9 protein-coding genes are annotated in these 13,180 nt (G+C 53.7%); 4 read left to right on the forward strand and 5 right to left on the reverse strand.

Going from position 1 to position 13,180, the window contains the following annotated elements:
• Positions 1 to 70 precede the first annotated feature (70 nt).
• Positions 71 to 568, forward strand: coding sequence for a helix-turn-helix domain-containing protein (locus ACTIDN_RS07270; protein ID WP_441376551.1), 498 nt, complete (start codon positions 71 to 73; stop codon positions 566 to 568).
• 54 nt (positions 569 to 622) lie between these two features.
• Here the strand turns inward: ACTIDN_RS07270 and ACTIDN_RS07275 are convergent, their stop codons facing one another.
• Complete coding sequence (locus ACTIDN_RS07275) at positions 623 to 1,390, reverse strand: DUF2076 domain-containing protein (RefSeq protein ID WP_415508074.1); 768 nt, start codon at positions 1,388 to 1,390, stop codon at positions 623 to 625.
• A gap of 300 nt (positions 1,391 to 1,690) precedes the next feature.
• On the opposite strand from ACTIDN_RS07275, the gene ACTIDN_RS07280 reads away from it, so the two are divergent.
• Both ACTIDN_RS07280 and glyS read left to right on the forward strand, forming a co-directional pair.
• On the forward strand, positions 1,691 to 2,575 hold the full coding sequence (locus ACTIDN_RS07280; protein ID WP_086651058.1) for a glycine--tRNA ligase subunit alpha: 885 nt from the start codon (positions 1,691 to 1,693) through the stop codon (positions 2,573 to 2,575).
• Positions 2,576 to 2,579: 4 nt separating this feature from the next.
• On the forward strand, positions 2,580 to 4,640 hold the full coding sequence (gene glyS, locus ACTIDN_RS07285) for a glycine--tRNA ligase subunit beta (protein ID WP_441376534.1): 2,061 nt from the start codon (positions 2,580 to 2,582) through the stop codon (positions 4,638 to 4,640).
• Positions 4,641 to 4,810: 170 nt separating this feature from the next.
• Here glyS and ACTIDN_RS07290 read toward each other — a convergent pair whose 3' ends face one another.
• The 3 genes from ACTIDN_RS07290 to ACTIDN_RS07300 all read right to left on the reverse strand — a co-directional run bounded on the left by ACTIDN_RS07290 (position 4,811) and on the right by ACTIDN_RS07300 (position 11,112).
• Complete coding sequence (locus tag ACTIDN_RS07290; protein ID WP_441376535.1) at positions 4,811 to 6,349, reverse strand: hypothetical protein; 1,539 nt, start codon at positions 6,347 to 6,349, stop codon at positions 4,811 to 4,813.
• A 214-nt stretch (positions 6,350 to 6,563) separates the two neighbouring features.
• Complete coding sequence (locus ACTIDN_RS07295; protein ID WP_441376536.1) at positions 6,564 to 9,086, reverse strand: TonB-dependent receptor plug domain-containing protein; 2,523 nt, start codon at positions 9,084 to 9,086, stop codon at positions 6,564 to 6,566.
• A gap of 226 nt (positions 9,087 to 9,312) precedes the next feature.
• Positions 9,313 to 11,112 carry an ABC transporter ATP-binding protein gene (locus ACTIDN_RS07300; protein WP_441376537.1) on the reverse strand — a complete coding sequence of 600 codons (1,800 nt, stop codon included), beginning with the start codon at positions 11,110 to 11,112 and terminating at the stop codon, positions 9,313 to 9,315.
• A gap of 163 nt (positions 11,113 to 11,275) precedes the next feature.
• On the opposite strand from ACTIDN_RS07300, the gene nth reads away from it, so the two are divergent.
• Positions 11,276 to 12,100, forward strand: a complete 825-nt coding sequence (gene nth / locus ACTIDN_RS07305) for an endonuclease III (protein ID WP_441376538.1) — start codon at positions 11,276 to 11,278, stop codon at positions 12,098 to 12,100.
• 29 nt (positions 12,101 to 12,129) lie between these two features.
• Here nth and hemH read toward each other — a convergent pair whose 3' ends face one another.
• Positions 12,130 to 13,167, reverse strand: coding sequence for a ferrochelatase (hemH, locus tag ACTIDN_RS07310; protein ID WP_441376539.1), 1,038 nt, complete (start codon positions 13,165 to 13,167; stop codon positions 12,130 to 12,132).
• Positions 13,168 to 13,180 lie beyond the last annotated feature (13 nt).

Here is a 13,180-nt window from a genome sequence, read left to right on the forward strand (position 1 = left end):
AAAAATTTTTGTAATGGTAGATACTAGCCCAACCAGTCCATTTCCTGTCGGAGCGTTGGCGAAAATAGTGATGCAAGAAAAATTGCAAAATTCTGACACCTGCCACACAGCTATACCCCGCGCGACATCAGTTGACGCCTATGTTGGAAGACGCATCCGCCTGCGCAGGACACTCCTTGGCCTTTCGCAAGAAAAACTGGGAGAATTAGTGGGCATTACATTTCAGCAGATTCAGAAATATGAACGTGGCACGAACCGTGTTGGTGCCTCCCGCCTCTATGATATTGCCGGGGCGCTGGATGTGCCTATAGCGTTCTTTTTTGAAGGCGTTGACCGGCATCCATCCCCCGGGAGTGGCTACCGGAGCAGCGGCGTTTCAGAAAGTCGCAGGGCTTTTGAGGGGTTCCCTGCTCACGTTCAGGACTCTGAAACAGCGGCTCTGCTCAACAACAAAGATACGCTTGAACTGGTACGGGCCTACCACGCCATTCCGGACATCAAAATCCGAAAGAATGTGCTTGAACTTGTTCGTTCCATGAGGCCCGACCACACACCTACCGCCGAGTAAATGCGGCATTAGGCCGGAAGGGGCAGAAGCCTCTGCCCCCAGTTTAGGGTGGTTTTAGAAGTTATCGTCTCCCCAGCCACCACCGAAGTCACCACCGTCTCCGCCAGCATCCTGACCACCCCAGTCGTTATTGCCTGCATCAAAGTTCGGGTCTGCTGCCTGGCCCTGACCGGCAAACGGGTCTGAATTGTCACCATAATAATTATTGATGGTTTCGCTTTGTGGCGCACCAGCACCTGCACCCCATCCGCCTGCGGCAGCATCATGGTGCCCGCTAAACAGGCTTGTCAGGGCATTGGCTGCCAGCATACCCCCGGCAACCCCTGTTGCCGTTGTAAGCGCAGACCCCAAAAAGCCTGAACCGCCACGCTGGAACGTGCTGGGCTGCATACCATAAGGCATTTGCTGATACTGCGGCGGCTGTGGCGGAGCCTGCGTATTACCACCCCAACCGGGAGGCGTCTGCTGCGGAGCCCTTTGGCCACCACCAAACAAGCCACCCAGAAAACCACCGCCAGAACCAGATTTCTGCTGCTGTTGTGCCTGTTGCAAAGCCTGCTGGGCCTGCTGCAATTGAAACTGCAACTGCTGGATACGGTTTTGCGCTTCTACCAGCGCAGCTTCCTGCACAACGGCCATTTGTGTAATGCGGTAACGGGCTTCTGGCACCTGCTGAAACTGCTGGGCAATAAACTGATCAGCCTCGGGGTCTATAGCCGGCAAGCTGGGGCGTGTGCCCGGTACACTGCCAAAGCTACCCTGTGGCGCACCACCAACCCGTGCGACAAATTTGGAAATGAGGTCGCGTTCTTCGTTGTTCATCTCATACCTTCCTGCCTGACTACGGCGCACTGACTGGCTTTGGCCCAGAGCCACAGCCTGTACCAGATTAACTTTTATGGCACTTTGACCAAGATGTGGCCCGCCTGCAAGGCACTTGCAAGAGGCCACATCCCCCCACGCAGCGGTTTGCGTAAAACTTATAACAGTTCTGGCAGCATCAGGTGCCATGCTTCTCTTCCTGTATGCCATGCACATCTGTATGGTGTGGGCCTTCTGTATGCACGGCCAAGCCTGTGCGTATGTTCTGACCCTGTTTTTACTGCGGAGCTTCTGTCTGACATGGACCCGGCGTCTCCCCGCCCGACCGAGCGGCCTCTTTCCTTTCAGGACCTGATCCTGACCCTCCACCAGTTCTGGTCCCGGCAGGGGTGCGCCATTCTCCAGCCCTACGATCTGGAAGTGGGTGCAGGCACACTCTCACCGCACACAACCTTACGCGCACTTGGCAGCACACCATGGAAGGCCGCCTATGTGCAGCCCTGCCGCCGCCCGTCTGACGGCCGTTATGGGGAAAACCCGAACCGCCTGCAGCATTATTACCAGTATCAGGTGCTGCTCAAACCCACACCGGAAGAAAGCCAGAAGCTGTTGCTGGATAGCTACCGCGCCATTGGTATTGACCCGGATAAACATGACATCCGCTTTGTGGAAGATGACTGGGAAAACCCGACCATTGGTGCGTGGGGCCTAGGCTGGGAAGTCTGGTGTGACGGCATGGAGGTAACACAGTTTACCTACTTCCAGCAGGTGGGCGGTATTCCAGTAGTGTTACCCTCAACCGAACTCACCTACGGGCTGGAACGTCTGGCCATGTATGTGCAGGGTGTCGAGAACGTATACGACCTCGACTATAACGGCACGGGCCTGACCTATGGCGATGTCTTCCTGCGCGCTGAGCAGGATTACTCCCGCCACAACTTTGAACTGGCCGACACAGACCGCCTGTTCCGCCATTTTGCAGATGCCGAAAAAGAAAGTGTTGCACTAGCAGAAGCCGGAGTTGCCCAGCCTGCCTACGACCAGTGCCTGAAGGCGAGCCACCTGTTCAATCTGCTGGACGCCCGTGGCGTTATCAGCGTGAGCGAGCGTGCATCCTACATTGGCCGTGTGCGCACTCTGGCAAAATTATGCTGCGAGACCTGGCTGGCTGGCGAGGACAAATAAGATCATGCCTGAATTACTAATAGAACTGTTTTCAGAAGAAATTCCCGCCCGCATGCAGCAGCAGGCCGGGGAAACCTTGCTCCGCCTGCTGAACGAGGCGTTGGCTCCGCTGGCACCTCAGGCTGCACAGGCCTTCACCGGCCCACGCCGTATTGCAGCAAGCCTGAGCCTGAATGCCATTGTTCCCGGCCGCACAGTCTCCGAACGTGGCCCGCGCGAAGGCGCGCCAGAAAAAGCTCTGGAAGGGTTTACACGTAAGCATGGCGTCACACCGGATGCCCTGACTCTGCAAAATGGTTTCTGGGTTCTGGAACGTGACGAACCCGCCATTGAAGCCCGCACGCATCTCCTCGCCACCCTGCCGGACCTGCTCCGCCGTTTTCCATGGCCTAAGTCCATGCGGTGGGGAACTGGCAGCAGCTTTACATGGGTCCGCCCACTGCGCCGCATTGTTTGCCTGCTGGACGGTCAAGCCATACCCGTCACGCTGGCACAGGGTGAGGATAATGGCCACCATCTGACGGCTGATGCCGTAACGGAAGGCCACCGCTTCATGGCTCCCGGCCCTGTCACCATCACCAGCACGGCCCAGTGGGCAGAGGCGTTGCGTGAACGCTTCGTGATGGTGGATGCCGCTGAGCGCCGTACCATTATCAGCACCACACTGGCAGAACTGGCCGCAAGCGAAGGCCTAAGCATTGTGCCAGATGCCGGACTGGTGGATGAAGTTGCCGGGCTAGTGGAATGGCCTGTGCCGTTCCTTGGCCGCATTGACGATCACTTCATGGACCTACCTGCGGAAGTCATGCAGGTTTCCATGCGCGTCAACCAGCGCTATTTTGCTCTGCGCAATAGCGATGGCACGGCCGCTCCCCGCTTTGCTTTTGTCGCTAACATCACACCAACGGATGGCGGCGCAATGGTAGTTGCCGGGAACGAGCGTGTGCTGCGCGCCCGTTTTGCTGATGCGCGCCACTTCTGGGATCTGGACCGCAAGCAGACCCTTGAAAGCCGCCTGACCGCGCTGGATAATATTACTTTCCATGCCAAACTGGGCACACAGGGCGAACGCACACGCCGTATGGTCCGGCTGGCTGGCCTTATTGCCGATATGCTTGGGGCACCAAAAGCGGAGTGTGAACGCGCAGCTCTGCTAAGCAAAACTGACCTGCCCACCGGTATGGTTGGGGAATTCCCTGAGCTTCAAGGCGTGATGGGCGGATATTACGCTCGCCATGACGGCGAGGCGGAAAGCGTGGCGCAGGCTATTAGTGAGCAATATCAGCCACGCGGCCCCGGTGACACCGTGCCAACAGCCCCGGTGGCCGTTGTGACCGGTCTGGCAGACCGCTTTGATATGTTGACGGCCTTTTTTGCGGCTGGTGAAAAACCCTCTGGCTCCGGAGACCCCTTCGGCCTGCGCCGTGCTGCATTAGGTATTATCCGCCTGATCCGTGAAAATACCTTACGGCTTGATCTGGTCAAGGTTTTCACGCTGGCCGCAGAAGCTTTACCTGAAAGCTTGCAGAACGCGGAAGACCTCGCCCTACTGCCGCAATTCATTGCTGAGCGCCTGCGGGTTCAGTTGCGCGCAGAAGGAGCGCGATACGATTGTCTGGCAGCTATTTCGGTTGGCAATACGGACACGGATATTGTTCGCCTGCTTTCCCGCGCACAGGCTTTGCAGGAGATGCTGGAAACCGAGGACGGTAAAAACCTGCTTGCCGCCACTCGTCGTGCTGCCAATATCCTGCGTATTGAGGATAAAAAGGACGGCCCGCACGAAAAAGCACCTGATGCAACGCTGTATGCTCAGCCAGAAGAACGCGACCTTGCCACAACGCTGGACCGCGTAGAACCTGCGGTAGAAGCAGCTTTTGCAGAAGAGCGTTTTACGGATGCCATGCGCGACGCTGCTACCCTGCGTGCACCACTGGACCGCTTTTTTGAAGAAGTCACGGTTAATGCGCCAGAAGCTGCACTGCGCTTTAACCGGCTGCATCTCCTCGCCCGTCTTGGCCGCATGATGCGTCTTATTGCTGATTTCAGCCAGATAGAAGGCTGATAAAATAATTTGGTCTGCTTTTCAATATTTACGAAATGCAGACCAAATTTCTCATATTTTTTGTGCTTTTAACTAGAACTCAGCATCACGCATAAATCTAAAACAAAAAGTAACGGACTATTTTTGAATAAACTCTTCTTCTGATGTGCTGTTTTTGTGCCTCTGCGATTTTACAAGCCTTTTTTGTCTTGAATGGTTTGATGCTCAAGAAAACGGTCTTTTCTAATGTATAGCGATGAATTTTCAGTGCTTTGCTGGTAATTCTGTGTGAGTTGCATATTTAGGCATGGAATAAAGTCGTAAGCACTCCATTGCCCCCAAACTTTGTAATGATCAAAATAAATAACAGGCGGCGGTGTATGCAAAAGATCTTGGCATATATCACGCTCATACCCGCCCCAGGGATGCTTGGCATAATCTGCTTCCCATGGAAGATATTCGTGATATTTTTTCATAGATAATCGTCCAGAATAAATATAAACATCTGGATTATAGGGTATTACTAATATTCTTTCATTTTTATTTGTGTAAGCTTGTATGATTTGAGAAAAACCTATGGAAGAGTTTTCTCTAAATAAATGTAGACCACGATTATTCATGTCCTTTTCGGACATGCCGTACGGAGAAAAAATAGCATGATGCTGGCCTGCGTAAAAAACGGCCCACAATGCAGGAATAAGAATACTTGTAAAAAGAACTTTATCCTTCATAACATACACTGTTGTTAACGTAAGAAGAATCAGCGATCCCATCAAAAACGTACCGTCTTGGAATTCTGTACCACCACGAATTTGGGTTATTAGTAATGCGACAGCGGTCAATACAAAGGGTATCTTAAAGCGCGATTTGATAAATAAAAATGGAACCGCTACGTAAAATGATAAGGTCCCCAAACTATTCATAACTGATTGCGGTGTGAAAGATGGAATGAGACTTTGGAAAAGAGGGGAAAGACCAAATGAAATATAATGTGCATAATAAAATTGATTGAGAATAAAGTGATATATTATATATCCTTCAATATCTCCGCAAAAAAGCATCCAAATTAAAAATACGCCTCCTGCACTTAATGCGCCATACAGCGTATAAATAATCGTTTTTTTACGATCTGCCGTAGGAGCGAAACATAAAGCTGCAAATAATAATATTGCTGCGGGTGTGAAAGAATATGCTGTAAGGCACAAAAAGAGCAAAGACGCCCCACCCATGAAGCATAGTTTCTGGTTGCTTGGTTCATTCAAAATAGCAGGTAATACCGAACTTGAGAGAATAATGGCGATAAGACCTCCACCCAAAGTCCAGTAGCTGGCCATATTCAGCCCTTGAGTAACCCAGAAAAAAGACAAGGAGCCTAACCAGAAAGCCATTCCCAGGAAGCGGGAATTCTGTGTTTTGAAAAGAGGTGAATAGTATAAGGATAATGTTGTAAGTAATACTATAAAAATAGAAACACACCTAAGAAGGTAGGCATAATGAAACCCTACAAATAAAGCCGGAACCCATGTAAGCATATAAATAAAAGGGCCGTGAGCATCTATATAGTCTTGGTAGAGAATATCGCCCCGCGCAACCGCAAAAGCACCGAGCATATGCCCAGATTCATCACCAAAACTGGGACTGCCAATACCTTTCACAGCGCTGACAGCAAAAAGAATAAAAGAAACAAACAATAAGAAAATTGGGAAAATATTTTTTGAAGTTTTTTCCATTGACGCAAACTCTTATTCTAAAAAAATATTTTTAGCAGAGAAGTCTATATATTGGAAACAAACATCAAGATTTTTTCACGGTATTGCTGTTGTATAACAGAAATATAGAAAAAATAGTCTTACATACTGTTTCAACACGATATGATACCATGCAGACATATCAGACAGTCGTCATGTTCTGCATAACTAGCAGAACATGACGGGGAACTGTTTTTTAGAACGAAATATCACCCCGCAGGTAATAGAACCCACCATTCATACCCAATTGCGATGTGCTCATGTAATATTGTGGCGCACCAAGGTAGCGGTTGTTGTCCGGCACACGGCTTGGTCGCGCATCAAAAATATTGTTAGCCCCCAGCGTTACGGCAAGCTGCGGCAACGCCCGGTATGTGACTTCCATATTGGTAATGAACTTGGGCGTATTTTTAAATTCGCGATAGTTGCCTGAACCAGAAAGCGACTGGGTATTGCCAGCACCGCCGTAATAGCTGAGCTGTGACGTAACCTGCCCGTACCGGATTTCATGCACGCCTACGGTCCATTTACCACTGGTGAAGCGCCCACCCCAGATCATTTTACTGCGGGGATAAGCGGTGGTCAGATAGGCTATGCTCTGCGGGTTAAGCAGCGGCCCTCCGTTGGCGTTCGTGCCCTGATGGCTCAAACGTGTCCGGTTGAGGTTAATGGCAACATCCCAGTCAATCCGCCCAATATCACCCAAACGCGTGGCATAGGTTGCCGTCAGGTCCAGCCCCTGTGTGCGGGTGCTGGCTACGTTTGCAAACCAGTTGGTAGAGAGCGCATTCGGATTTGTTTGCCACGATATTGTATTCGGCAAGGTAAAGCCGTTGGTCTGCAATGCAGCAGCCGCCTGCGTACCATAAACCTGTCCACCCGGCATGATCTGGTCACGGAGGTTGATCTGATACACATCGACCGTCACGTGTAGTTTGCGGAACGGCTCCATGACAATACCGCCACTGACGTTTGTTGAGCGCTCAGACTTCAGTGGGGAAGCACCATTCTGAAGCGCCCCTGCCGAATTCACAGCAATCAGGCCACGTGCAGCCGTAGGGGAGACAGCCAGAGAGCTGTAATGCTCCTGCGCCAGTGTGGGTGCATGAAACCCGTTGGATATTGTTGCCCGGAAAGCAAGGCGCGGTGAGACATCATATCGGGTGGATATCTTGCCGTTTTCGGTGTCGCCTACGTCAGTATAATGCTCATACCGACCGGCCAGATCAATCTGCCAGTTTTTGGTCAGATGAGTAGAGACATCAATGTAACCCGCAATCACATCCCGGTTGAAGTTACCGGTGTTACCAGGGTTTGTGCCGCTCAGGGCGTCAGACCCGCTTCCTGCCAGAGAGTCGGCAGAGCCCGCGCCAATAGAGTAGCTTTCGTACCGGTAGGATGTTCCGCCCGCCACGTTAATGGCATGAGGCCAGCCAGACAGGTGAAAATTGCGCGACAGATCCAGACCGCTGGTCCACTGCGAATTGTTAAAGCCCTGAACATCGTTAAATTTTGTGGGCGAGCGGCCCTGTGTGGTTTCCAGTATCGTGTTGGCGGAGTTCTTGAGGCCAATGCTGTCGAAATCACGACCGTATACGGTTGAGAGATCCCAGTTCCAGCCAATGAAAGTTCCTTTCAGGCCGGCTGTAAGCTCGTAGTCATCCTCATCCAGCGTGATCAGGGGAGAATAACCCCATGGATACTGCGCGGCATATCCGGGGTATTTAGAGACCGAACTCGGCAGACGGTAATTCTGGTACGATTCAGCATGGCGGTGAGCATAGGTGCCGGTTGCGTAGGCCTGAATGCTATCCGTCAGGTCATATCCCGCTTTAATGGCAACACTTTCACGCGTTTGCTCTGGCTGGCTAAGCACATTGTTCACTTTGGTGCCCGTACGGGCGTCCGGTGCGCTGCGGTAGGTGTGGTCTGTGTGGAAAAAATCGCCACTGACATGCACAAAACCGCGCTGGCCCAGCTTGGCCCCGCCATCCAGATACACACCCTGCTGGAAACCATCCTTGGCCGCCGTAATGCCACTGATGGATTGCGCATGGAAACCATGGTCCTGCTTTTTCAGGATAATGTTAACAACACCCGCCACCGCATCTGACCCATACTGAGCGGATGCACCGTCACGCAGCACTTCCACATGGTCGATCGCCGCCATGGGGATCATGTCGATATCCACGGGAGTGGTACCCTGCTGTGGGCCGGGATTGGAATAGATATTGGCTGTTGTATGCCTCCGCTTACCGTCCACCAGCACCAGTGTTTCATTGGCGTTCAGGCCACGCAGACTGATGGAATCAGTCAGAGCACCTGTATCAAAGCCAGCGGTGGGCATGGTGAGAGACGGTAAAAGCTGGGCCAGCGCTTCACGCAAATTAGGCTGACCGGTCTGACTGATTTGTTTGGCGGAGACTACATCAATCGGCGCGAGGCTCTGACGGGCCTTACGGCCTGTCTCACGCGTGCCGGTAACAATCACACTTTCCTCACCCGTACTATCAACAGGCGCGGAAACCCGGTGGGGTACGGCCGCCACACTGGCCACAGGTGCAGTAGGGCGCGCAACCGGCGTCTTACGCGCAGCAACAGCCCGAACCGGGGCTTTTTGCGGGTGTGCCCCAGTATGGGTCTCTGGGGTAGAGAGCGTGGCTGCTCGCGCACCCACCGGGCTGGAAAGCAGGGTAGCCCCAGCAGAGCAGAGGCACAACTGCCCCCTACCGCACGTTTTTTACGAGAGCGGGCAGAAAACTCAGCTGCAAAAATAGAACGCTGACGCACGAGGGATGCTCCCAACACAAACAACAACAAACAATCGTTTAATTGTTATGTTACTTTTTGTCTTGAGGCATTAGGGAAAATACAGCTTGTTTGAAATGAGCCACAAACTGTGTCACCCCCGCAACAGTCGGGGGTGACGTAGCCAGCCCCGGCTTTTACTGCTCGAGGGACTGAAGCTCATATAAACGCCGGTACAGGCCATCGGGTTTCTGCACCAGTTCCGAATGGGTACCATCCTCCACAACCTGCCCGCGTTCAAAAACCAGAATACGGTCAAGGTCCACAACTGTAGCCAGACGGTGAGCAATCACAATAACCGTGCGTCCCACCATCAAACGCTGCATGGCCTCCTGCACCAATGCCTCGGACTGGGAATCAAGGCTGGCGGTTGCTTCATCCATCACCAGAATAGCGGTATTAGCCAGAAACGCGCGGGCAATGGCCACACGCTGGCGTTCACCACCAGACAGCTTGACCCCACGCTCCCCTACCAGGGTGTCATATCCTTCGGGTAGCCGGTCAATGAAATCTGACGCGTTTGCCAGTTTGGCTGCTTCTTCTATCTGGGCTTGCGTGGCGTTTGGGCTGCCATAGGCAATATTATCTGCCAGACTGCGGTGAAACAGCATTGGCTCCTGCGGCACGATCGCTATTTCTGCCCGCAAGGCAGATTGCTGGATGGTGGCAATATCCACACCGTCCACAATAATCCGGCCACCATCCAGCTCGTACAGCCGCTGCAACAGCTTGGTAAAGGTAGATTTGCCAGAACCAGACGGCCCAACCAGCCCAACCCGGCTGCCTGCCGCAATGGTGACATTCAGGTCAGAGAAAATATGCCGCGTCTGGCCTGCATACTGAAAACTGACACGCTCAAACCGGATCTCACCTTCCTGCGCCTTGAAGGGTAGATGTTTGACCGGGTCTTTAACGGACGGCGGCGTGCGCCACAGAACAAGCAGTTCCTCCATTTCATTCACGGAGCGCTGCACAACAGAGACCTGCTGGCCAATGTCACGCAAATACCCCTGCACCAGAAAGGTCATGGTCAGCACATACGCCACATCACCCGGGCCAGCCGCGCCAGAAAGCCACAGCAACACCGCAGCCCCCGCCAGTGCAAGCCGCATGAAGGTGACCAGAAGGTTTTGAATGCCTGCACTATTGGTACCGCGCGTCCATGTGCGGCAGGTATGCTTGCGCCATGCACTGATAACGTCTTCCAGCCGCTTCTCTTCCCGCTCTTCCGCACCAAAGGCCTTGACCACGGCATTACAGGTTACGGCATCCGCCAGTGCGGCACCCATGCGGCTATCCCACTGGTTGGACTCCCGCGCGGAAGGTGCAACGTAGCGGAGCGTCAGGGTAATGGAGACTGCAATAAACACGGCAGACAACACACCCAGAAGCACACCCATGAACAGCCAGTGCCATGCCAGAACAAGCGTTGTCAGCACCAGCAGGCAGACTTCGGGAATTAGCATGAGCAACAGTGTGTCATCCAGCATGTCCACCGCCCACATCCCGCGCGTCAGACGGCGGACGGTAGAACCTGCGAATGTATTGGCGTGCCAGTCCGTTGACAGGCGCTGCACATGCGCAAAGGCCTGTGCAGCAATTTTGTGCATAACCCGCGTGGTCAGGTGCGTAATGCCCAGATACGCGGCCCGTTTGCCCAGTACGTTGCCCACACCACATGCGGCCATAGCCACCAGCATCCACACCGCATCCTGCGTGCGGCTGGACTGAGCAGCAGGCATAGCCACGTCTGACACCAAGCGCCCTGCCAGCACTGGCATAAGGACGTCCAGCACCGTAGCGAACATGACGCCCGCCACCGTGATCCAAAGCGGGACTGGAAAATCCAACCACCGCCGCATGACAAATTTGAGGACATCGACAAACAGATTTTGCCTCCGTGCGGCAGTTTGCGCATCGGAAGAGGACGTATTCATGAGGAGATTCCGAAAAAAACAATCATCGCTCAGCAGGCGCTGAGGAAGCCTGAACGGCTAAAACGGATTTGCGACTGTATCTTGCCTCGTTTTTTTTGGCAAACACGTTACCACGCCTGCCGCAGCATAGACGCCGCTCGGGCAAACGGGATACAAGACCCCCATGGTTGATGCCCCCCGCCCTACCCGCACCCGTAAAACTTCCGCCGCCAGCACGGCAGCCCCAAAAGCTACGGCTAAACGTGCGCCGTCTAAAGCAACCAAAGCCGCCAAGGCCACAGCACCCAAAACTGTGCCAGCAACACAGGCGCCGCGCGACATGAAGCCGGAAGAAATTCGAACCTTCCTCAAAGATCTTGCGCAGGCCTGGCCAGATGCGGAAACAGAGTTACACTATTCTTCACCTTTTACTTTATTAGTTGCCGTTGTTCTCTCTGCTCAAGCAACGGATGCTTCGGTTAATAAAGTAACCCCTGCCCTGTTTGCTGCGGCCCCTACGCCCGCAGCCATGGCCGCTTTGGGGGATGAGGGCGTTGGCGCGCTTATTCGCACCATCGGGCTATGGCGGAACAAGGCAAAGAACGTGGTAACGCTCTCCCGCCAATTGCTGGAACGGCATGGCGGCACAGTGCCCGGTACACGGGAAGAACTGGAAGCCCTTGCTGGCGTGGGCCGCAAGACTGCCAATGTGGTTTTGAATGTTGCCTTCAATCAGCCCACAGTACCAGTGGATACTCATGTCTTTCGGCTAGCCAACCGGACGGGACTAGGCCGTGGCAAAACGGTGGAAGCCGTGGAAGCCGCCCTCGAACACCGTATTCCCCAAGACATAATAAGAGACTCTCACCACTGGCTGATTTTACAAGGGCGCTATGTGTGTAAAGCCCGTAAGCCGGAATGCTGGCGCTGTGCGGCCATAGCTCCCTGCCTTTTTCCCACAAAAACGGAGCGGCCTGTTATCAAGCCACCCCGCAGCACATCAGTCTGACTAAACTGTCCGCCCGAGGAGGCGCACCCTTATAGCCAACCAGACAGTTCCTGCCGGGCCAGTTGCTCCAACAGGTCTATGCAGGCAGGGCTGTCATTCAGGCATGGGATGAGGGTGAAGGTCTCTCCCCCTTTTGCCAGAAACTCATCCCTTACTTCGTTTCCTATTTCGTCCAGTGTCTCAATACAGTCGGCCATAAAACCGGGCGTAATGACGGCGATGTTTTTCACGCCTTTTTCCGGCAGGGCTTCTACAAACGGAGCAGTATAGGGTTCCAGCCACTTGGTCGGCCCGAAACGGGACTGGAAGGTGAGAACCAAAGTCTCTGCCGTCATACCCAGTTTAGCACGAAGGGCCTCCATGGTGCGGATGCAGTCCGCCTGATAGCTGTCCCCTTTATCGACATACTCCTGCGGCAAGCCGTGGAAGGACACCACAATCATCTGCGGAGGAGTGGGCAGGTGCGCCACACCATCCTGAATGGAGGCCGCCAAGGCGTCTATATAAGCAGGATGATCCGGAAAGGCTGGCAGAGTACGGACAGCAGGCTGGTTCCGTACTTTCATAAGGACCCGGAAAAACTGGTCATTGGCGGTGGCTGTGGTGGTAGCGCTATATTGCGGGTACAGCGGCATGACCAAAATGCGGTCACACCCGTGCTCCATCAGTTCTTTCAGCCCCACAGCCACAGAGGGCTTACCGTACCGCATGGCCCATGTAACGGGCACATCCTCAGCAGCAAAGCGCTGGGCCAGTGCTTCTGACTGGCTGCGGGTATAGCCGCGCAAGGGGCTCTCGTTCCGTGCTTTATCCCAGATCCGCTCATAGGCTTTGCCGCTTTTGCCGGGCCGGACCGTGAGCACAATGCCCTGCAAAATAGGCTGCCACAGCACAGGTGAGCCTTCTATAACCCTCCGGTCAGACAGGAATTCAGACAAATACCGCCGCACTGACCGATATCCGGTATCATCCGGTGTTCCAAGGTTCAGCAGCAATATGCCGGGGCGGTTTGCAGCGCGGGCAGCTCCGTCTGGGCGTTTACGCGGCGGAATATGATGAAAAACCATAAAAAACCTTTCT

It is taken from the genome of Acetobacter sp., from assembly GCF_052102375.1.
Lineage (GTDB): Bacteria > Pseudomonadota > Alphaproteobacteria > Acetobacterales > Acetobacteraceae > Acetobacter.

Excerpts from the sequence above, each read along its gene's own strand:
- ACTIDN_RS07270 (WP_441376551.1), top strand. The coding sequence starts at position 71 with ATGCAAGAAAAATTGCAAAATTCTGACACCTGCCACACAGCTATACCC.
- ACTIDN_RS07275 (WP_415508074.1), bottom strand. The coding sequence starts at position 1,390 with ATGAACAACGAAGAACGCGACCTCATTTCCAAATTTGTCGCACGGGTT.
- ACTIDN_RS07280 (WP_086651058.1), top strand. The coding sequence starts at position 1,691 with ATGGACCCGGCGTCTCCCCGCCCGACCGAGCGGCCTCTTTCCTTTCAG.
- glyS (WP_441376534.1), top strand. The coding sequence starts at position 2,580 with ATGCCTGAATTACTAATAGAACTGTTTTCAGAAGAAATTCCCGCCCGC.
- ACTIDN_RS07290 (WP_441376535.1), bottom strand. The coding sequence starts at position 6,349 with ATGGAAAAAACTTCAAAAAATATTTTCCCAATTTTCTTATTGTTTGTT.
- ACTIDN_RS07300 (WP_441376537.1), bottom strand. The coding sequence starts at position 11,112 with ATGAATACGTCCTCTTCCGATGCGCAAACTGCCGCACGGAGGCAAAAT.
- nth (WP_441376538.1), top strand. The coding sequence starts at position 11,276 with ATGGTTGATGCCCCCCGCCCTACCCGCACCCGTAAAACTTCCGCCGCC.
- hemH (WP_441376539.1), bottom strand. The coding sequence starts at position 13,167 with ATGGTTTTTCATCATATTCCGCCGCGTAAACGCCCAGACGGAGCTGCC.